At 73.6% G+C, this 18,605-nt stretch carries 15 protein-coding genes; 7 read left to right on the top strand and 8 right to left on the bottom strand.

Annotation, left to right across the window (positions count from 1 at the left end; genetic code table 11):
• Nucleotides 1-68: 68 nt before the first annotated feature.
• Together AFM16_RS30370 and AFM16_RS30365 are read left to right on the top strand one after the other, a co-directional pair.
• Nucleotides 69-509, top strand: coding sequence for an SRPBCC family protein (locus AFM16_RS30370; protein WP_030791979.1), 441 nt, complete (start codon nt 69-71; stop codon nt 507-509).
• Between the two features lie 43 nt (nt 510-552).
• Nucleotides 553-1,836, top strand: coding sequence for a lanthionine synthetase LanC family protein (locus AFM16_RS30365; protein ID WP_078635547.1), 1,284 nt, complete (start codon nt 553-555; stop codon nt 1,834-1,836).
• Between the two features lie 210 nt (nt 1,837-2,046).
• Here AFM16_RS30365 and AFM16_RS30360 read toward each other — a convergent pair whose 3' ends face one another.
• The 5 genes from AFM16_RS30360 to AFM16_RS30340 form a co-directional block, all read right to left on the bottom strand.
• Nucleotides 2,047-3,198 (bottom strand): XdhC family protein, encoded by a 1,152-nt coding sequence (locus AFM16_RS30360; RefSeq protein WP_078635545.1) that lies wholly within the window; start codon nt 3,196-3,198, stop codon nt 2,047-2,049.
• A gap of 39 nt (nt 3,199-3,237) precedes the next feature.
• Entirely contained in the window at nt 3,238-4,695 is a 1,458-nt protein-coding gene (locus tag AFM16_RS30355; protein WP_030791962.1) for an NCS2 family permease, read from the bottom strand.
• A 199-nt stretch (nt 4,696-4,894) separates the two neighbouring features.
• A complete protein-coding gene (locus AFM16_RS30350) occupies nt 4,895-7,291 on the bottom strand; it encodes a xanthine dehydrogenase family protein molybdopterin-binding subunit (RefSeq protein WP_030791959.1) in 2,397 nt (798 codons plus the stop codon).
• Between the two features lie 4 nt (nt 7,292-7,295).
• The gene (locus AFM16_RS30345; protein ID WP_030791956.1) at nt 7,296-7,847 is read right to left on the bottom strand and encodes a (2Fe-2S)-binding protein; all 552 of its coding nucleotides are present in this window, start codon (nt 7,845-7,847) and stop codon (nt 7,296-7,298) included.
• Entirely contained in the window at nt 7,847-8,737 is an 891-nt protein-coding gene (locus AFM16_RS30340; protein ID WP_030791954.1) for an FAD binding domain-containing protein, read from the bottom strand. Before AFM16_RS30340 ends, AFM16_RS30345 begins: the two co-directional genes overlap by 1 nt.
• A gap of 298 nt (nt 8,738-9,035) precedes the next feature.
• Between AFM16_RS30340 and AFM16_RS30330 the strand changes: the two genes are divergently transcribed.
• Both AFM16_RS30330 and AFM16_RS30325 read left to right on the top strand, forming a co-directional pair.
• Nucleotides 9,036-10,709, top strand: coding sequence for a PucR family transcriptional regulator (locus tag AFM16_RS30330; protein WP_030791951.1), 1,674 nt, complete (start codon nt 9,036-9,038; stop codon nt 10,707-10,709).
• Between the two features lie 147 nt (nt 10,710-10,856).
• On the top strand, nt 10,857-11,633 hold the full coding sequence (locus AFM16_RS30325) for a hypothetical protein (protein WP_030791948.1): 777 nt from the start codon (nt 10,857-10,859) through the stop codon (nt 11,631-11,633).
• A 144-nt stretch (nt 11,634-11,777) separates the two neighbouring features.
• On the opposite strand, the gene AFM16_RS30320 is transcribed toward AFM16_RS30325, so the two are convergent.
• A complete protein-coding gene (locus tag AFM16_RS30320) occupies nt 11,778-12,605 on the bottom strand; it encodes a GntR family transcriptional regulator (protein ID WP_078635542.1) in 828 nt (275 codons plus the stop codon).
• Nucleotides 12,606-12,776: 171 nt separating this feature from the next.
• On the opposite strand from AFM16_RS30320, the gene AFM16_RS30315 reads away from it, so the two are divergent.
• Together AFM16_RS30315 and AFM16_RS30310 are read left to right on the top strand one after the other, a co-directional pair.
• Nucleotides 12,777-13,625: a (2Fe-2S)-binding protein gene (locus AFM16_RS30315; RefSeq protein WP_078635540.1), complete on the top strand. Its 849-nt coding sequence runs from the start codon at nt 12,777-12,779 to the stop codon at nt 13,623-13,625.
• A gap of 324 nt (nt 13,626-13,949) precedes the next feature.
• A complete protein-coding gene (locus tag AFM16_RS30310) occupies nt 13,950-15,017 on the top strand; it encodes a DUF2637 domain-containing protein (RefSeq protein WP_078635538.1) in 1,068 nt (355 codons plus the stop codon).
• Nucleotides 15,018-15,106: 89 nt separating this feature from the next.
• Here AFM16_RS30310 and AFM16_RS30305 read toward each other — a convergent pair whose 3' ends face one another.
• Nucleotides 15,107-15,592: an ATP-binding protein gene (locus tag AFM16_RS30305; RefSeq protein WP_078637134.1), complete on the bottom strand. Its 486-nt coding sequence runs from the start codon at nt 15,590-15,592 to the stop codon at nt 15,107-15,109.
• Nucleotides 15,593-16,369: 777 nt separating this feature from the next.
• Nucleotides 16,370-17,008, bottom strand: a complete 639-nt coding sequence (locus AFM16_RS30300; RefSeq protein WP_030791935.1) for a hypothetical protein — start codon at nt 17,006-17,008, stop codon at nt 16,370-16,372.
• Nucleotides 17,009-17,251: 243 nt separating this feature from the next.
• Here AFM16_RS30300 and AFM16_RS30295 point away from each other — a divergent pair, with 243 nt between their 5' ends.
• Complete coding sequence (locus AFM16_RS30295) at nt 17,252-18,601, top strand: helix-turn-helix domain-containing protein (protein ID WP_078635536.1); 1,350 nt, start codon at nt 17,252-17,254, stop codon at nt 18,599-18,601.
• Nucleotides 18,602-18,605 lie beyond the last annotated feature (4 nt).

Raw genomic sequence — 18,605 nt, 5'->3', positions numbered from 1 at the left:
CTGCGCCAACTGTGTGAGGCGAGGGGGAACCGTCCGCCCCGCGCCGTGAACTCCCTACGATCACAGGTGTGGTCACCTTCCAGCTCGAACGCACGGTCCCGCTCCCCCTGGAGGAGGCGTGGCGCCGGCTCACCGAGTGGCACCGGCACGGCGATGTGGTCCCGCTGACGCGCGTCACCGTCGTCACTCCGCCGCCGACCCGCGAGGGCACGGTGTTCGTCGCCCGCACGGGCGTCGGACCGCTCGCCGTCGACGACCGGATGGAGGTCACCGTGTGGTGTCCGCCCGTGGGGGACGAACCCGGGCTGTGCCGGCTGGAGAAGCGCGGCCGGATCGTCAGGGGCTGGGCCGAGATCGAGGTGCGGCCCGGTCCCGGCGGCCGGGCCCGGGTGATCTGGCGGGAGGAACTGCGGGTGCGTCCGCTGCCGTCCGCCGCCGATCCTTTGCTGGGCTCGGCCTCCCGGCGGATGTACGGGCAGGCGGTCAACCGGCTGCTGCGCCGCCCCTGAAACCCGCTGGTCAGCGGGGGCGACCGGATGTCAGGGTGGCGCCATGACGGACACGGGTGAGGTCGAGGCGCTGGCGGCGGACGGTCTGCGATGGCTGCTCGGGGCCGCGCGGGACACGGGGCGCGGCGGGCTCGGCTGGCCGGTCGGACCGTCGGACGACGAGGTCGACCCGATGCTCTACAACGGCACCGCCGGGGTGGTCCCCGTACTCCTGGAGGCATGGCGGCACTTCGGGGACGACCGGTACGCCGACGTCGCCGTGCGCGCGGCGCGTTCGCTGGCCGACGCGGTCGACGGACACGACGACGACTCCCTGTACTTCGGCCGCACCGGGATCGCGCTCGTGCTGCGTGCCGTGCACCGCGCGCTGGACTGTCCGGAGGCCGACGCGGCGGCCGGGCGGGCGCTGGCGGGGGTGCGGTCGCGGTTCGACGGAACGCGCTGGGGCGAGCTGTTCGAGCTGATGGGCGGCAACGCGGGGATCGGACTGGGCGCCTGGGCCGCCGGGGACCCCGAGCTGGCGCTCCTCGCCCTGGAGCCGTACGCGCGCACCGCCGAGCCGACGGCGGCGGGGGTCACCTGGGAGTTCCGGGCCGGGGTGCCGGAACGGCTGCACCATGTCTCGCACGGCACGCTCGGGATCGCCTACGCGCTCGCCTCGGTCGGGGCGGCAGCCGGGCGCGCCGATCTGGTCGACCTGGCGCGGGCCGGGGTCGCGGACGCCGTGTCCCGCGACGAGGGCGGTCCCGACGGGCTGCTGATACCGCACTCCGCGCCGCAGTACCGGCCCGATGTCGTCCAGCGGTACAGCTACGGCTGGTGTCACGGCCCGGCCGGGGACGCCCAGGTGTTCCGGCTGCTGCGGGACGTCCTCGGCGATCCGGGGTGGACGGAACTCGCCGACCGGTGCTGGCACACGGTCACCGGCTCCGGACTACCGCAGCGCCTCCGTCCCGGCTTCTGGGACAACAACGGCCGCTGCTGCGGCACTTCGGGCGTGCTGGCGCTGGCCTGCGACCGGATGGCCGAGCAGGGCGACTCCGGGGACTTCGCCGGGGTACTGGTGGCGGACCTGCTCGCACGGGCGACCCGGGACGCCGAGGGGGCCCGCTGGTCCAACGTCGAGCACAAGGCCGACCCGAGCACGCTGGAACCGGAGACCGGGTGGGCGATGGGCAACGCGGGCATCGTCCGCGAACTGCTGCGGTACGCCCGCGTCTGCGGAGGCGGCGACCCCGCCTACGCGTTCACCTGGCCCGACCAGCCGGTGGTGCGGGTTCAGGACGCCGAGCCGATCGGCCCGGCGGGGGCCGACGCGGGAGCGTGACGGCTGGGCGCGCGCGGACACGGGTGCCGGTCCCCGCCGCCCCGCCCGACCGGCTGACACCGGCACGCCCGGACTCGACCCCGCCGATGCAACGGCTCCCCCCCCCGCTCACACACCGAACCGCTCCGCGTCACCGGGGAGCTGACGTCACGTCGGGCCGGATCAGAGCGTGTGCCCTGGTGCCGGTGGCCCACTCCATGACCCGGCCCCTCACGCCACCGACCCGATCCGCCCCGTCGGGGCCGATGTCGCGTCGTGGTGGATCGGGGTGTGGGCGCCGGTGAGGGGGACGCCGGTGCCGCCGCGGCGGTTCGCGACGATCTCCGCGGCGATCGACAGGGCCGTCTCCTCGGGTGTGCGGGCGCCGAGGTCCAGGCCGATGGGTGAGCGCAGGCGGGCCAGTTCGAGTTCGGTGACGCCGACCTCGCGGAGCCGTTCGTTGCGCTCCAGATGGGTGCGGCGTGACCCCATCGCGCCGACGTAGGCGACCGGCAGCCGCAGCGCGAGGCGGAGCAGCGGGACGTCGAACTTGGCGTCGTGGGTGAGGACGCACAGCACGGTGCGGGAGTCCACCCGCGTGCGCTCCAGGTAGCGGTGCGGCCAGTCCACGACGATCTCGTCCGCCTCCGGGAAGCGGGCCCTGGTCGCGAAGACGGGCCGGGCGTCGCACACCGTGACGTGGTGGCCGAGGAACTTGCCGACGCGGACCAGCGCGGACGCGAAGTCGATCGCGCCGAACACGATCATGCGGGGCGGGGGCACGGCGGACTCCACGAGGACGGTGAGCGGGGCGCCGCAGCGGGAACCCTGGGCGCCGATCTCCAGCGTGCCGGTGCGGCCCGCGTCGAGGAAGGCGCCGGCCTCGGCGGCGATGGTGCGGTCGAGTTCGGGGTGGGCGCCGAGTCCGCCGTCGTACCGGCCGTCGGGGTGGATCAGCAGGGCGCGGCCGACCAGGTCCGCGGGGCCGGACACCACCCGGGCCAGGGCGGCCGCCGTACCGCTCGCGGCGGCGGCGAGGGCGGCCGTGACGACCGGGCGGACCGGGTCGTCGGCCCGCACCGGGGTGACGAGGATGTCGATGACCCCGCCGCAGGTCAGACCTACGGCGAAGGCGTCGTCGTCGCTGTAGCCGAAGCGTTCGAGGACGGGTTCGCCGTCCTCCAGGGCCTGCCGGCACAGGTCGTACACCGCGCCCTCCACACAGCCGCCGGAGACCGAGCCGATCGCCGTGCCGTCGGCGTCGACCGCGAGGGCGGCGCCGGGCCGGCGGGGCGCGCTGCCGCCGACGGCGACCACGGTGGCGACGGCGAAGTCACGGCCCTGCGCGGCCCATCGGTTCAGCTCCTCGGCGATGTCGAGCATGTCTCGGTCTCCTTGGCGGCGGGTTCGGGGAGGGAACGGCTAGTGCACGCCCAGCCAGCCCTCGATGGGCGAGAGGGCGAAATAGATCAGGAAGACCACGGTGAGGACCCACATGAAGGGCCCGATCTCCCGTGCCTTGCCCTGGGCGGTCCTGATGGCGACGTGGGAGACGACTCCGGCGGCCACGCCCGTGGTGATGGTGTAGGTGAAGGGCATCAGGACGACGGTGAGGAAGACCGGGACGGCGGTGGCGCGGTCGGCCCAGTCGACGTGCCGGGCGTTCATCAGCATCATCGCGCCGATGACGACCAGGGCGGCGGAGGCGACCTCCTGCGGGACGATCGCGGTGAGCGGGGTGAAGAACAGACAGGCGGCGAAGAGGGCGCCGGTGACGACGGAGGACAGGCCGGTGCGGGCGCCCTCGCCGACCCCGGTGGCGGACTCGATGAAGACGGTCTGCCCGGAGCCGCCCGCCACACCGCCGATGGCGCCGCCCGCGCCGTCGATGAACAGGGCCTTGGACAGTCCGGGCATCCGGCCCTTGTCGTCGGCGAGTTGAGCTTCCGTGCCGACGCCGATGATGGTGGCCATCGCGTCGAAGAACCCGGCCAGGACGAGCGTGAAGACGATCAGGCCGACGGTCATCGCGCCGACCTCGCCCCAGCCGCCGAACTCGACGTGCCCGAAGAGCGAGAAGTCGGGCATCGACAGGGCGCCGCCGTGCAGTTCGGGGGCGCCGGCCGCCCACTGGTCCGGGTCGACGGCACCGGTGGCATTGAGGACGGCGGCGACGGCCGTGCCGCCGACGATGCCGATGAGGATGGCGCCGGGGACGTTCCGGGCCTGGAGCATGAAGATCAGCAGCAGGGTGGCGGCGAACAACAGCACGGGCCAGCCCGTCAGTTCGCCTTTCGGGCCGAGGGTGACCGGGGTCGCCTCGCCCTGGTGCACGAAGCCGGACTTGTAGAAGCCGATGAGGGCGATGAACAGGCCGATGCCCATGGTGATGCCGTGTTTGAGGGCGAGCGGGATCGCGTTCATGATCATCTCGCGGAGGCCGGTGACGACCAGGAGCATGATGACGACGCCGTACATCACGCACATGCCCATCGCCTGCGGCCAGGTCATCTCCGGGGCGACCTGGGAGGCGAGGACGCCGGAGACGGACAGTCCGGCGGCCAGGGCGAGCGGGACCTTGCCGACGAAGCCCATCAGCAGGGTGCTGAGGGCGGCGGCGAACGCGGTCGCGGTGATCAGCGCCTGCCGGCCGAGCGTGTCGCCGCCGACGTCCTTGCCGGACAGGATCACGGGGTTGAGCAGCAGGATGTACGCCATCGCCATGAAGGTGGTGACACCGCCGCGCACCTCGCGGGCGACCGTGGATCCGCGCCGGGAGATGCGGAAGTACCGGTCGAGCCAGGACCGTCCGGCCGGGGCGCCGGGGCTCTCGCCCCCGTCGTCGGCGGTGGTGGTCGGTTCCAGTGACTGCTGGGTCATGTGGGCCTGCTCCCAAGGTTCATAGGGGCACCCGCGCACGACGGCCTGACGGCACGTCAACCACCTGCATGGCTGCGGGATTTGGGAAGGTGGGTCGGCCGCACGACCCGGGGGACGGCCCGAGACGAACGATCTGGGATGCGCCGGGCGGGCGCGCGGAGCGTGTGACGTTCCGTGCGCCGCCCCGGCAACTCGTGTGCTACGCCGTGCCGGTGAGGTGTTCCGGCCGGACCGGCGTGCGGTTCAGCTCCAGCCCGGTCGCCGCGCGAACGGCCGCCAGGACCGCCGGGGTGGACGACAGGGTGGGTGCCTCGCCGACGCCGCGCAGCCCGTACGGGGCGTGGTCGTCGGCGAGTTCGAGCACGTCGACGGGGATGGTCGGCGTGTCGAGGATGGTGGGGATGAGGTAGTCGGTGAAGGAGGGGTTGCGCACCTTCGCCGTCTTGGGGTCGACGATGATCTCCTCCATGACGGCCACCCCGAGACCCTGGGTCGTGCCGCCCTGGATCTGGCCGATGACGGACAGCGGGTTGAGCGCCTTGCCGACGTCCTGGGCGCAGGCCAGCTCGATCACCTTGACCAGGCCGAGTTCGGTGTCCACCTCCACGACGGCGCGGTGCGCGGCGAAGCTGTACTGCACATGGCCGTTGCCCTGGCCGGTGCGCAGGTCGAAGGGTTCGGTCGGCCGGTGCCGCCACTCCTCCTCGACCTCCACGGCCTCCTCGCCGAGGACGTCCGCGAGGTCGGCGAGGACCTCACCGCCGTCGGTGACCACCTTGCCGCCCTCCAGGAGCAGTTCGGCGGTGGCCCAGGCCGGATGGTAGGTGCCGAACTTGCGGCGGCCGATCTCCAGGACCTGCTCGCGGACCAGTTCGCAGGCGTTGCGGACGGCGCCGCCGGTGACGTAGGTCTGCCGGGAGGCCGAGGTGGAGCCGGCGGAGCCGACCCGGGTGTCGGCCGGGTGGATGGTGACCTGGGCGACGCCCAGTTCGGTGCGGGCGATCTGCGCGTGGACGGTGACCCCGCCCTGGCCGACCTCCGCCATCGCCGTGTGCACGGTGGCCACGGGCTCCCCGGCGACGACCTCCATCCGGACCCGGGCCGTCGAGTAGTCGTCGAAGCCCTCGGAGAAGCCGACGTTCTTGATGCCGACCGCGTAGCCGACGCCGCGCACGACGCCTTCGCCGTGGGTGGTGTTGGACAGACCGCCGGGCAACTGCCGTACGTCGGCCTCCTCGCCGGCCGACAGCCACTGGCGCTCCGGCGGCATCGGCATCGCCTTGACGCGGCGCAGGAGTTCGGCGACCGGGGCGGGTGAGTCCACCCGCTGGCCGGTCGGCAGCAGGCTGCCCTGCTCCATGGCGTTGAGCTGCCGGAACTCCACCGGGTCCAGGCCGAGTTCCTTGGCGAGCTTGTCCATCTGCGCCTCGTAGGCGAAGCACGCCTGGACGGCGCCGAAGCCGCGCATCGCCCCGCAGGGCGGGTTGTTGGTGTAGAGGGCGATGGCCTCGATGTCGACGTCGTCGACGACGTACGGTCCGATGCCGAGCGAGGCGGCGTTGCCGACGACGGCCGGGGAGGCGGAGGCGTACGCGCCGCCGTCCAGGACGATCCGGCACGTGACGTGGGTGAGTTTTCCGTCGCGGGTGGCGCCGTGCTCGTAGGTCAGTTTGGCGGGGTGGCGGTGGACGTGTCCGAAGAAGGACTCGAACCGGTTGTAGACGATCTTGACGGGTTTGCCGGTGCGCAGGGCGAGCAGACAGGCGTGGATCTGCATCGACAGGTCCTCGCGGCCGCCGAACGCGCCGCCGACCCCGGCCAGCGTCATCCGTACCTTGCTCTCGGGCAGGCCGAGGACGGGCGCGATCTGGCGCAGGTCGGAGTGGAGCCACTGGGTGGCGATGTAGAGATGGACGCCGCCGTCCTCCTCGGGCACGGCGAGGCCGGACTCGGGGCCGAGGAACGCCTGGTCCTGCATGCCGAAGGTGTACTCGCCGCGGACGATCACGTCGGCCCGGCGGGCGGCGGCGGCCGCGTCGCCGCGCACGATCGGCTGGCGGTGGACGATGTTCGGGTGCGGGACATGGCCGATGTGGTGGTCGTCGCGGTTCTCGTGGACCAGGATCGCGTCCGGGGCGGTCGCGGACGCCTCGTCGGTGATGACGGGCAGCTCGCGGTACTCGACCTTGATCTTGGCGGCGGCGCGGCGGGCGGTCTCGGGGTGGTCGGCGGCGACGATGGCGACCGGCTCGCCGTGGTGGCGGACCTTGCCGTGGGCGAGGACGGGGGTGTCCTGGATCTCCAGGCCGTAGTGCTTCACCTCGGCCGGCAGGTCGTCGTACGTCATGACGGCGTACACCCCGGGGGTGGCGAGGGCCTCGGAGGTGTCGAGGGAGACGATCTCGGCGTGGGCGACGGTGGAGCGCAGGATCTGGCCCCAGAGCATGTCCTCGTGCCACAGGTCGGAGGAGTACGCGAACTCGCCGGTGACCTTGAGGGTGCCGTCGGGGCGCAGCGTCGACTCGCCGATGCCGCCCTTGGTGGGTGAGCCCTGGGTGATCTTGGTGGGGGTGCCGGTGGGAGCGCCGTCGGTCATGGGATCAGACCGCCTCTGCCTGCCGGGCGGCCGCGAGGCGGACCGCGTCCATGATCTTCTCGTAGCCGGTGCAGCGGCACAGGTTGCCCGAGAGCGCCTCGCGGATGTCCGCGTCGCTGGGGTCGGGGTTGCGCTCCAGCATCTCGTCGGCGGCGACCAGCAGCCCGGGGGTGCAGAAGCCGCACTGGACGGCGCCGGCGTCGATGAACGCCTGCTGGACCGGGGAGAGTTCGGCGTCCGTGGCCTCGGTGGGCGTGGCCTGCGCGGGTGTCTCCGGGCTGTGGGTGTGCGTGCCGCAGGCTCGCTGCCGGGCGTGGTCGGCGAGGCCCTCCACGGTGATCACCTCGCGGCCCTCGGCCTGGCCGGCCGCGACCAGGCAGGAGCACACGAGCACGCCGTCCAGACGGACCGTGCAGGAGCCGCACTCGCCCTGCTCGCAGGCGTTCTTGGAGCCGGGCAGGCCGAGGCGCTCGCGCAGCACGTACAGGAGGCTCTCGCCCTCCCACACGTCGTCGGCCTCCCGCTCACGTCCGTTGACGGTGATGTTGACGCGCATCAGGCGGCTCCCTCGGTCTGGCGGCGGGCGCCGCGGTAGGACTCCCAGGTCCAGGTCAGTGTGCGGCGGGCCATGACGCCGACCGCGTGGCGGCGGTAGCTCGCGGTGCCGCGGACGTCGTCGATCGGGTTGCAGGCGGCGGCGCACAGGTCGGCGAACTGCTTGGCGACCGACGGTGTGACGATCTTTCCGTTGTCCCAGAAGCCGCCCTCCTCCAGCGCCGCGTTCAGGAACTCCTCGGCCGTCTTCGCCCGGATCGGGGTCGGGGCGGCGGATCCGATGCCGGTGCGGACCGTCCGGGTGTCCGGGTGCAGGGCGAGGCCGAAGGCGCAGACGGCGATGACCATGGCGTTGCGGGTGCCGACCTTGGAGTACTGCTGGGGGCCGTCGGCCTTCCGGACGTGGACGGCGCGGATCAGTTCGTCGGGGGCGAGCGCGTTGCGCTTCACACCCGTGTAGAAGTCGTCGATCGGGATGAGCCGGGTGCCCCGCACGGACGCGGCCTCGACCTGGGCGCCGGCCGCGAGAAGGGCGGGGTGGGCGTCGCCGGCCGGGGAGGCGGTGCCGAGGTTGCCGCCGACGCCGCCGCGGTTGCGGATCTGCGGGGAGGCGACCGTGTGCGAGGCGAGGGCGAGGCCGGGGAGTTCGGAGCGCAGGTTCTCCATGATGTGCGTGTAGGGCACGGAGGCGCCGAGCCGCACGCTGTCCTCGCCGACCTCCCACTCCTGGAGGTCACCGATGCGGTTGAGGTCGAGGAGGTACTCGGGCCGCCGGTGGTCGAAGTTGATCTCGACCATCACATCGGTGCCGCCGGCGATCGGCACGGCGGTGGGGTGCTCGGCCTTCGCGGCGAGCGCCTCCTCCCAGCTTGCGGGACGAAGGAAGTCCATGACCGGCTCTCTTCTGCGTCTCGGGAGTCGATGGGTTCGAGCCGGAATCGAGTGCGGCGGCCCGGGCTCGTTCATGTGCTGTTCACGCGGAGTGGGGTCAGTACACCGCGTGGTACTCCGACCGGGTCAGTCACGGAAACCATGAAGGAGTTGGCTGGTCGGGGCAGCCATCTTGTAGATTCGTATGAACGGAGGGCCTCGGTAACCTCCTCGTTTTCTCGTGGAAACGTAGGAAACAACCTGGCAATCACAGAATGCGGTCCGTGACCGTCTCAAGACAAGGAACGGCGGCGACGAGATGCGGCTGCGCGCACTTCTGGACACCGACGCGCTGGGCCTCAGGCTCCTCGGCGGCGGGGACGAGCTGGACCGTTCGGTCCGCGGGGTGATGACCACCGACCTGCGGGATCCCAGCCGTTACCTCTCCGGCGGCGAGCTGGTCCTCACCGGGCTGGCGTGGCGCCGGGACGCGGCCGATTCCGAGCCGTTCGTACGGATCCTGGCGCAGGCCGGGGTGGCCGCGCTGGCGGCCGGCGAGGCCGAGCTGGCGGATGTGCCGGAGGATCTGGTGACGGCCTGCGCCCGGCACCGGCTGCCGCTGTTCGCGGTCCATGAATCGGTTGCCTTCGCAACGATCACCGAGCATGTCGTACGGCAGGTCAGCGGCGAGCGGGCCGGGGACCTCGCGGCCGTCGTCGACCGGCACCGGCGGATGATGACCTCGGGACCGGCGGGCGGCGGCCCGGACGTCGTCCTGGATCTGCTCGGCACCGACCTGGATCTGCGGGCCTGGGTGCTCTCGCCCACCGGACGGCTGATCGCGGGCTCCAAGGCTCCCGGTCGGAGCGGGTCGGGCGAGCTGTGGGGGCGGCTCGCGGCGGAGCATCTGGCGGCCGTGCGCACCGGCCGGCCCGGCCCCCACCGGGTGCAGGTCGACGGTACGACGTACTCGCTGTTCCCGGTGCGCGGCGGCGGCCGGGCCCCGCAGGGTGCCCGGGACGCGCGCGAGAGCGTGCTGTCGGACTGGCTGCTGGCCGTGGACGCGGACGCCGGGGACTGGGCCGCGGAGCGGCTCGACCTGCTGCACGGTGTCACCCAGCTCATCGCCGTCGAGCGGGACCGGCGGGACGCGGCGCGCACGGTGCGCCGGCGGCTGGCGCAGGAGGTGCTGGAGCTGGTCCAGACGGGCGCGGCCCCGGCGGAGATCGCGGCGCGGCTGCGGGTGGCCGCGCCGGTGCTGCTGCCCGGCCTCGGGACGGCCCCGCACTGGCAGGTGGTGGTGGCGCGCGTCGAGTGGGACGACGGCGGCCTGGAGGCCGGGCGGATCGCGCAGGCGCTGCTGGAGGAGATCCTCGTCGACCCGCAGGCGACGGGCCCCGAGCCGTCCGACCGGATCGCGGTCGCGCACACCGGGGACGAGGCGGTCGCCCTGGTGCCGCTGCCGGCGGTCTCCGCCGAGCACGACAGCGCCGAGACGGGTCTGCTCGCCGACGCGCTCCTGACGGCCGTACGGGAGCCGTTGACGGCCGGGCTCGACGGCGACGGGCGGCTCACGCTGGGGGTCAGCGCGGCGGTGCTCTCGGCGGAGGGGCTGCGCGGGGCGCTGGAGGAGGCGCGGCACGCGCGGCGGGTGGCGGCGGCGCGGCCCGGCCGGGTGTGCGCGGCGGGACACCAGGAACTGGCCTCGCACGTCCTGCTGTTGCCGTTCGTCCCCGACGACGTGCGGCGGGCGTTCACGGCGCGGCTGCTCGACCCGCTGCGCGAGTACGACCAGCGTCATCGCGCCGAGTTGATCCCCACGCTGGAGGCGTTCCTCGACTGCGACGGCTCGTGGACGCGGTGCGCCGCCCGGCTGCACCTCCACGTCAACACACTGCGCTACCGGGTGGGCAGGATCGAGCAGTTGACGAGCCGTGATCTGTCGCGCCTCGAGGACAAGCTGGATTTCTTCCTGGCGCTGCGGATGAGCTGACACGGGCCGCGCTCCGTTGAAACCCTTGAGGGCGGAACGTCCCACGACTTTGTGAAATCCTTCACCCGCCCCCTTGGCCCGGTGCCGCGATTCGTGCTGAGATGCGGCCACCACTCATAGCTCGACGGCGCGCTCGGGGAGGGCAACGTGGCGCATTCCGCCATGTCCGGTACCGGAACGACCTCAGGTGAGGATCCTCTCCAGACGGCGGTGTGGCGGTTGCGCTCGCGGGCCTGCTGGGCCGACGCGGCGGCGCTGCTGCCGGCGGACACCGCGCAGGGCGCGATCCAGCGGGCCGGCCTGCTGGTGGAACGCTGTCTGTACACCGAGCAGGGCTGGCAGGACGCCGAGGACGCGCTGCGCACGGCGGAGGCGCTGGCCCACGGCGACGAGGAGCGGGGCGCGGCCGCTTGTGAACGCGGGCACCTGGCCTACGCGGCGACGGTCCACGGGGTGCGCGACCGGGTGGACGAGGCGCGGGCGGCGCTCGGCAGGGCGGCGGCGCTGATTCCGCCGGACGCGGCCGGGAGGGGGCTGCTGGACTTCCGGCGCGGGCTGCTCGCGGAGAACATCGCGCGCTCCCCGCAGGCCGCCCGGGCGGCGTACCGGCGTGCGCACGCGGCGGCCGCGGCCCACTCCGACTCCCTGCTGCTGTCGTTCACCTGGCGCCATCTCGCGGGACTCGCCCTGCGCGACGGCGAGATGGCCGAGGCCCGGCACGGCTTCGCCGAATCCCTGCGCATCCGGGAGGAGTTGGGCTACCTGGTGGGCACGGCCCCGGCCCTCGCCTCCCTGGCCGACGCCGAGGCGGAACCGGAGGCATCCCGCCTCCGGGAGGAGGCCCGCCGCCTCTTCCGCCTCCTGGGCGGCGTCCCCACCTGGCTGACCCGCCAACTGTCGGTACCACCGGCGGCTACGGCCTAGGAGACGTTCCCGGCCCGGGGCCCACGGGCGGGACACGAGCCATGTGCGCCGCCGCACAAGGGGCGGATCAGGGGGTCCGCAGCCGGAAGGCGCCGAGCGGGCAGGGGCCCGCGGCGCGTTCGTGCGTCGGGTCACATGGGGCGGTCAGGCCGTCGCCGTGAAGTGGGTCTGGATCAGCGTGCGGGCCGTTTCCTGGTCGCCGGTGGTGAGGGCGTCGAGGAGGGCCAGGTGTTCCGTGGCGTCGGCGAGGAGGTCGGCGCGGTCACGGCGGGTGGGGACGTTCGTGAGGGGCCACTGGGAGCGCCGGTGCAGGTCCTCCGCGATGCCGACGAGCTGCTCGTTGCCCGAGAGGGTGAGCACGGCGCGGTGGAAGACCCGGTCGGCCTCCGCGTACGTGGCCCGGCAGCCGCTCGCCGCCGCGCGCGCCGTCGCCTCCGCGAGGGGCCGCAGGTCCGCCCACCGCTCGGCCGGCACCGTCCGCGCGAGCCGGAGCATCACCGGTACCTCGATCAGCGCCCGCACCTCGGCGAGTTCGGCGAGTTCGCGTACGCCGCGCACCACGACCCGGAACCCCCGGTTGGGCACGACCTCGACCGCGCCCTCCAGCGCGAGCTGCTGCATCGCCTCGCGGACCGGCGTCGCGGAGACCCCGAAGCGCTCGCCGAGCACCGGCGCCGAGTAGACCTCGCCGGGCCGCAGGTCCCCCGCGACCAGCGCGGTGCGCAGCGCGTCGAGGATCTGGCCGCGCACGGAGGCCCGCTGGACGACAGGACGCGGCAGCGCCGGGTGCGGGATCGGGATCTCGCTGTGGGTGTGCTCGCCGCGCACGGCCCCCGGCGGCTCGCACCGCTCCCGGTCCGCGTCCCCGGCGGGCGACGTCCGCGCCTGCGCCGGAACCCGCGCCCGCCCGGCCCCGTCGCGGGGGATGCCGGGGATTCCCGGAGCGGCGGCGCCCTGCGTGCCCTGCTTCACGGGTCCTCCCGGCGGACGTTTCGGTACTTGGGGTCATTACGGCGGCTTGTTACTCGCCCGTCAAGCACCTTAGGCCCCCTGGCCGCCAGTTCAAATCCCGCACATAATGAGTAAGGTTAGGCTTACCTCCAGACACCCCTCACGTCACACTCGCGGATCGGTGGTTCCGGTATGCCCACAGCCCCGTCGGTCACCGCGGCGGCGTACGCCCGTCTCACGGAGGTCCTGCCGGGCCTGACCGTCACGGAGCTGGCGCCCGGCGAGCCCGCTCCCCGGGGCGGCGGCTGGGTCTCGGCGGCCGCGCTCGCGGCGGGCGGCGCGGAGCTGGACACCTTCCTGGCCTGGGACGACGACCAGGTCGTCCGGGACTACGAGGTCCGGGCCCGCCCGGACGTCGTCGCGAGCTTCGGACTGCACCGGTACGCCTGGCCCGCCTGTCTGCTGATCACCGTGCCGTGGTTCCTGACCCGCCGGGTGCCGCGCTACCCCGTGACCGACGTCTCGTACGACCGCACCGGCGAGGTGATGCGGATGGCCGTGCGCCCGCCCGTCTCCTTCGCCTGTCTGCCGGACGACCCGGCGGCGGCGCTGCCCGGCGCCCGGGTGGTCGCGGACGAGGAGGCGCTGCGGGCCGAGGTGCGCGAGGCGGTCGCCGAGCACCACGAACCGATACTGGCCGGCTTCGGGCCGCGCACCCGGCGCCGCGGGCGCGCCCTGTGGGGCATGGTGACGGACGAGATCGTCGAGGGCCTGTGGTACGTCGCCGAGCTGCTCGGCCCCGAGGAGCAGGAGCGGGCCCGGCGCGAACTGGAACTGCTGCTGCCCGGCAGCACCCGGCCGTACGTCGGCTCGGCCGCCTTCCGCGAGCTGACCGCCCCGGACGGGCGGGCGCTGCCGACCCGGGACCGGGCGAGCTGCTGCATGTTCTACACGGTGCGTCCCGAGGACACCTGCGACACCTGCCCGCGCACCTGTGACGCCGACCGGGTCGCCAAACTCACCCTCGCCACCGCCGGCTGACGCACCCTCACGCCCGCGTTCGGCCGTCTTGGCACGGGGGCCGGCTGACGTCCCGTAAGATCACCGGACGACAGCACTCCCCGTGTGGTTACGGTTACTTCACAACTTCCTCACCGGTCGCGGGAACTTTCCGTCGAACCACCCGTACGGGTAGTCTTATTCGAACTCAACTCCCGCCCCTCATGCGGCAGTTCGAGCAGAACGTCGCCCTGGGCATCCCCTTGCACCTCCTTGGCGGCCTCTTGCCCCGAAATCCCCTGAGGGACGCCGGGAGTGGGCCAATATGGCGGGCGTTACGCCCTATCCCAATGCAAGGGACCCCAGATGAGACTGACCGACATATCGCTGAACTGGCTGCTTCCGGGCGCCGTACTGCTCCTGGGCATGCTGGCGGCGGTGGCGGTGCTCAGGCGCGGCAAGAACTCCTCGGGGAAGGACACGAGTTCGGACGACTCGTGGGAGCGCAGCGAGGAGCGCCGCAGGCGCAAGGAAGCGGTCTACGGCATCGCCTCCTATGTATTGCTGTTCTGCTGTGCGGCCGTCGCGGCCGCGCTCTCCTACCGAGGACTCGTCGGCTTCGGCCGCGAGAACCTGAGCCTCTCCGGCGGCTGGGAGTACCTCGTGCCGTTCGGCCTGGACGGGGCGGCCATGTTCTGCTCCGTCCTCGCGGTGCGCGAGGCCAGCCACGGTGACGCGGCGCTCGGCTCCCGGATACTGGTGTGGACGTTCGCGGGCGCCGCGGCCTGGTTCAACTGGGTGCACGCGCCCAGGGGCCTCGGGCACGACGGCGCGCCGCAGTTCTTCGCGGGCATGTCCCTGTCCGCCGCGGTGCTCTTCGACCGCGCGCTGAAGCAGACCCGTCGCGCCGCGCTGCGCGAGCAGGGCCTGGTCCCGCGTCCGCTGCCGCAGATCCGAGTGGTGCGCTGGGTGCGGGCCCCCCGTGAGACCTACAGGGCCTGGTCCCTGATGCTCCTGGAGGGCGTGCGCAGCCTGGACGAGGCCGTCGAGGAGGTCCGCGACGACAAGGCCCGCAAGGAGGAGGCCAAGCTGCGCCGCCGTGAGCAGCAGCGCGTCGAGCGCGCCCAGCTCAAGGCCATCAGCCGTGGCCACGGCCGCTGGCCCGGCCGCGGTGGCGGCGGTGGCGGCGGCGCCCGCCAGCTCGAGGCCCAGGCGACTCTGGAGCGAGCGACCGCCGAACGGGTCCCGGCGGAGCCTGCCATAGCCAACTCGGCCGAGCAGCTCCCGGTGCGCAACCGGCCGTCCCTCCAGCCGGTCCGCCAGAGCTCCGACCCGCTCACCGTCGACCTCACCGCCGAGGACGACACGATGGCCCTGCCGCGGCTCGACTCCCTGGAGCGCAAGCTCAAGGACCTTGAGCAGCAGTTCGGCTGATCGACGGGCGACACACGGGAAGGGGCGCGACCCGCAGGGGCCGCGCCCCTTCCCGTTCCCCATGACCGTCAGGGACCGTCCGGCCGACGCTACGCCGCTCCGGCGCCCAGCTCGAACCACACGGACTTCCCGACGCCGTGCGGCCGTACGCCCCAGGCGTCCGCGAGGGCCTGCACCAGGATCAGACCGCGGCCGTGCGTGCCGTCGTCGGCGATCGGCACGCGCGGCCGCGGCCGGCGGCCCACGAAGTCCCGTACCTCCACCCGGAGTCCGGCCGGTGACACGGTGGCCGTCAGCACCGCGTCCCGGTCCGTGTGGACGAGCGCGTTGGTGACCAGTTCGCTGGTGAGCAGTTCGGCCGTCTCGGAACGGCCGGGCTTGCCCCAGCCCTGCAACAGCTCGCGCAGGGCGCGGCGCGCCTCGGGCACCGCCCGCAGATCCGCCCGCCCGAGCCTGCGGCTGAGCCGCGACGCCCGCTCCACGGCGCCGGCTTCGTCGTCGTCCTCCACGTTCCGCCTTGTCGCCGAGGTGTGCGCGATCGCCGTCGGACCGCTGCCTCGTGCCTGCCTCTTCATGACCCCCGCCCGCGTGCCGATGTCGGTCCCCTCCTGCTCGAACACGTTCACGGGGATCCTTGCCCGGACGGCGGCGGGCCAGTCATGTCGAGTCGCGGACGACCGGGTGTTCGGCCATGTTGCGGCCATGTTGCGATGGGCCGGGGCGAGGGGCGCGGCGGACACGGCGGGCGGACGCGACGGCCCGGCCGGACCCTGCCCGGTGCGCGGACGGCCGGCGCCGGGCCGGGAGCGCGCCGTACGGCGGCGGCCGCGACGCTCCCGGCGCACGCGGCCCCACCGCCCCCGGCCGTCAGCCGCCCGCACACCGCCGCCCGGCGACGGTTGTCACTGGTCCAGGCCACCTGGCCGAGCTGCCGCGGGAAACCGACGGAACACCGGAGGGAGAGCTTCCGTTACGGCGCCGTGGGCGGCCGGGGGCCGTCGCGCGCCCGCGTGCACCGGCGCACACCGGCGTGTCCGGTGCATGGCGGAAGCCGGTGCGCCCCCTCCGCGCACCGGCTTCCCACCCCTTCACCGTCCGTCACCCCGAGCGTTCGCCGTCCTGTCACCGGTCCGCTCCGCCCGCTTCCGGGCCCGCACACCGGGAGGACGGCCGACAGGACAGACGGCCCACCCCGCCTCCGCCGGATCGCCGACCCGCCCCTGCCGATCCCGTCGTAGCCGCGGAGGTGCCGGGGCGGTGGTCGTCCGCCGTCGGCCTCCCCTCGGCGCCCCGGTCACGCTCGGTCGAAGTTGGCCGGAATCGACCGCACGGGATGCCGGAGTCGGAGTCCGTCAGTGGAGCTTGTTGACGGCTTTGGTCGTCGTCTTCTTGAACGCCTTCACCGGCGCGTTCCCGAAGTTCCCCATCTGACCCCAGTCGACGACCGTCACGGTCTTGCCGTCCCGGCCGACGCCGAGGAGCCGGATGTCGGTCGAGCCCCAGGCGCTCTTCACGTGCAGGCCGTAGACATGGGCGCCCTCCTCGACGGCGAGCGTGCCGTAGTCGCGGAGCGTGGCGTCGATCTCCGGGTAGGCCCGCTCGATCCGCTTCGCGCAGGACTTGATGTCCTTGTTCACCCGCGTGTACCGGCCCTTGGCCGCGCTGACGCTCGACGCCTTGACGGAGACCTGGCGGGCGGTGGTGTCCAGGTCGGTCCAGAACTCGCGGTGCCAGGTGTTCGAACCGCCGCCGCCCAGGGCCATGCCCAGACAGGTGTCCAGCTCGATGACCTCCGGGACACCGGCCGTGACCCGGCCCGCGGACCAGGTGGAAGTGGCGTGCGGCGGAAGGTCCTTGGCCGCGAGGAAGCCGGGCGCCTTCGGCGCGGCGGCGCCCGCCGGTACGGTGAGGACCGTACCGAGGGTGAGTCCGGTGACGGCCAGTGCGGTGAGCGCCGTGAGCATGGCGGTCGACCGGGTGTGCTTGGGCATGAGTGTTCCCCCGTGGATGTGTGAATGAGCCCGTGAAGACGGGTGCGAACCCGTGGAGACGGGTGCGGGACGGCCGCTGCGGCGCCGGCGACACCATGAGCATCGACGGTCGCGGAGGCCGGGGCAACGGTCTCCGGGCGATCGACGGCGGTGGAACCATCCCAGGCCATCTGACGTGCAGATATGTAGGTGCCTGGGATGACCGTCCCGGGCCGGGGACGACGAGGACGGGACCGGTTCACGGTGTCGAGCGATGAGGACGTCGCGGAGTTCGCGGCGCTGCTGACGGAACTGAAGGCGCGGACGGAGCGCAGCTACGGCTCCCTCGCGCGCCGGCTGGGCATGAACACCTCCACGCTGCACCGGTACTGCGCGGGGGAGGCCGTACCGCAGGACTTCGCGCCCGTGGAACGGCTGGCCGAGTTCTGCGGGGCGACCCCCGAGGAACGTCTCGAACTGCACCGCCGCTGGCTGCGCGCGGTGGCGGCACGTCAGGCGCGGGCGCGCGGGGCGGAGGCGGGGGGCGAGGAGACGGCGGCTGCGGAGGCCGCGGCGGCGCCGGAAGCTCCGGCCGAGGTGGAGAGCGTGCCCCAAGGCATGCCCCACGGCGTGCCTCAGGACGCCGACTCCGTCCCCGTGGCCACCCCTTGGTACCGCCGCCGTCGCGGCTCCGTCCTCCTCGGGGTCGCCTGCGCGCTGCTCGCCACGGTCGGCACGCTCTCCGCGCTGCCCGCCGACCGTCCCTCGAACCACCCGTCGGCCGCCGGTACGGGCGCCGCCGCCGGACGCGGCCCCGCCGCCACGGCGACGGCCGGGACGGCGGACCCGGCCTCCTCCTCCCCCACGTCGGGCGCCTCGCCGTCGGCCTCCGGCTCGGCCGGAACCTCACCGGGCCCCCAGGGGTCGTCCGGGACCACCCCGAGCGCGACCCCCGTCCCCTCCTCGGGGTCGGGGTCGGGCTCGGGGTCGGGGTCGGGGGTTCCGCTCACCTGGACCGCGGACTCCCAGGTGTGGGCGCTCGGCTGCGGTCACGACTACGTGGTCGACCGGCCGCCGTCCCGGGTCCCGCCGCCCCCGGCCGCGCAGGACGCCGGGGCCTGGGCGGCGGCGCAGGGCGCGGTGCACGGGCGGGAGACCAACGTGCAGATCACGGTGCAGGGGCGCAGCTCCACGGCGGTCGTCCTGACGGCGCTGCGGGTCCGGGTGGTCGGCCGCGCCACGCCCCTGGCCGGTACGGCGTACGCCATGGACCAGGGGTGCGGCGGCTCGATCACGCCCCGGTCCTTCGCCGTCGACCTGGACAAGGACCGCCCGGTCGCCCGCTCGGTCCCCGGCAGCGATGCGGGCACCCCGATCCCGGCGGTGCGGATGCCCTACCGGGTCTCGGCCGAGGACCCCGAGGTACTGCTGGTCACGGCCCGCACCAAGACCTGCGCCTGCGACTGGTTCCTCGAACTCGACTGGTCCTCCCAGGGCCGCACCGGCACGGTCCGGATCGACGACCGCGGCCGCCCGTTCCGCACCACCGGCATCGAGGGCCTGTCCCGGTACATGTACGACACCGGCGAACGCCGTTGGCGGCCGTACGTCTGAACCG

Origin of the sequence: Streptomyces antibioticus, from assembly GCF_002019855.1 — a bacterium.
GTDB classification, from domain to species: Bacteria; Actinomycetota; Actinomycetes; order Streptomycetales; family Streptomycetaceae; genus Streptomyces; species Streptomyces antibioticus_B.
This window is presented reverse-complemented; position numbering and strand designations above follow the sequence as displayed.

Coding starts and splice junctions, on each gene's coding strand:
- AFM16_RS30365 (WP_078635547.1), top strand. CDS start 553: ATGACGGACACGGGTGAGGTCGAGGCGCTGGCGGCGGACGGTCTGCGA.
- AFM16_RS30360 (WP_078635545.1), bottom strand. CDS start 3,198: ATGCTCGACATCGCCGAGGAGCTGAACCGATGGGCCGCGCAGGGCCGT.
- AFM16_RS30355 (WP_030791962.1), bottom strand. CDS start 4,695: ATGACCCAGCAGTCACTGGAACCGACCACCACCGCCGACGACGGGGGC.
- AFM16_RS30350 (WP_030791959.1), bottom strand. CDS start 7,291: ATGACCGACGGCGCTCCCACCGGCACCCCCACCAAGATCACCCAGGGC.
- AFM16_RS30345 (WP_030791956.1), bottom strand. CDS start 7,847: ATGCGCGTCAACATCACCGTCAACGGACGTGAGCGGGAGGCCGACGAC.
- AFM16_RS30340 (WP_030791954.1), bottom strand. CDS start 8,737: ATGGACTTCCTTCGTCCCGCAAGCTGGGAGGAGGCGCTCGCCGCGAAG.
- AFM16_RS30330 (WP_030791951.1), top strand. CDS start 9,036: ATGCGGCTGCGCGCACTTCTGGACACCGACGCGCTGGGCCTCAGGCTC.
- AFM16_RS30315 (WP_078635540.1), top strand. CDS start 12,777: ATGCCCACAGCCCCGTCGGTCACCGCGGCGGCGTACGCCCGTCTCACG.
- AFM16_RS30310 (WP_078635538.1), top strand. CDS start 13,950: ATGAGACTGACCGACATATCGCTGAACTGGCTGCTTCCGGGCGCCGTA.
- AFM16_RS30305 (WP_078637134.1), bottom strand. CDS start 15,592: ATGAAGAGGCAGGCACGAGGCAGCGGTCCGACGGCGATCGCGCACACC.
- AFM16_RS30300 (WP_030791935.1), bottom strand. CDS start 17,008: ATGCCCAAGCACACCCGGTCGACCGCCATGCTCACGGCGCTCACCGCA.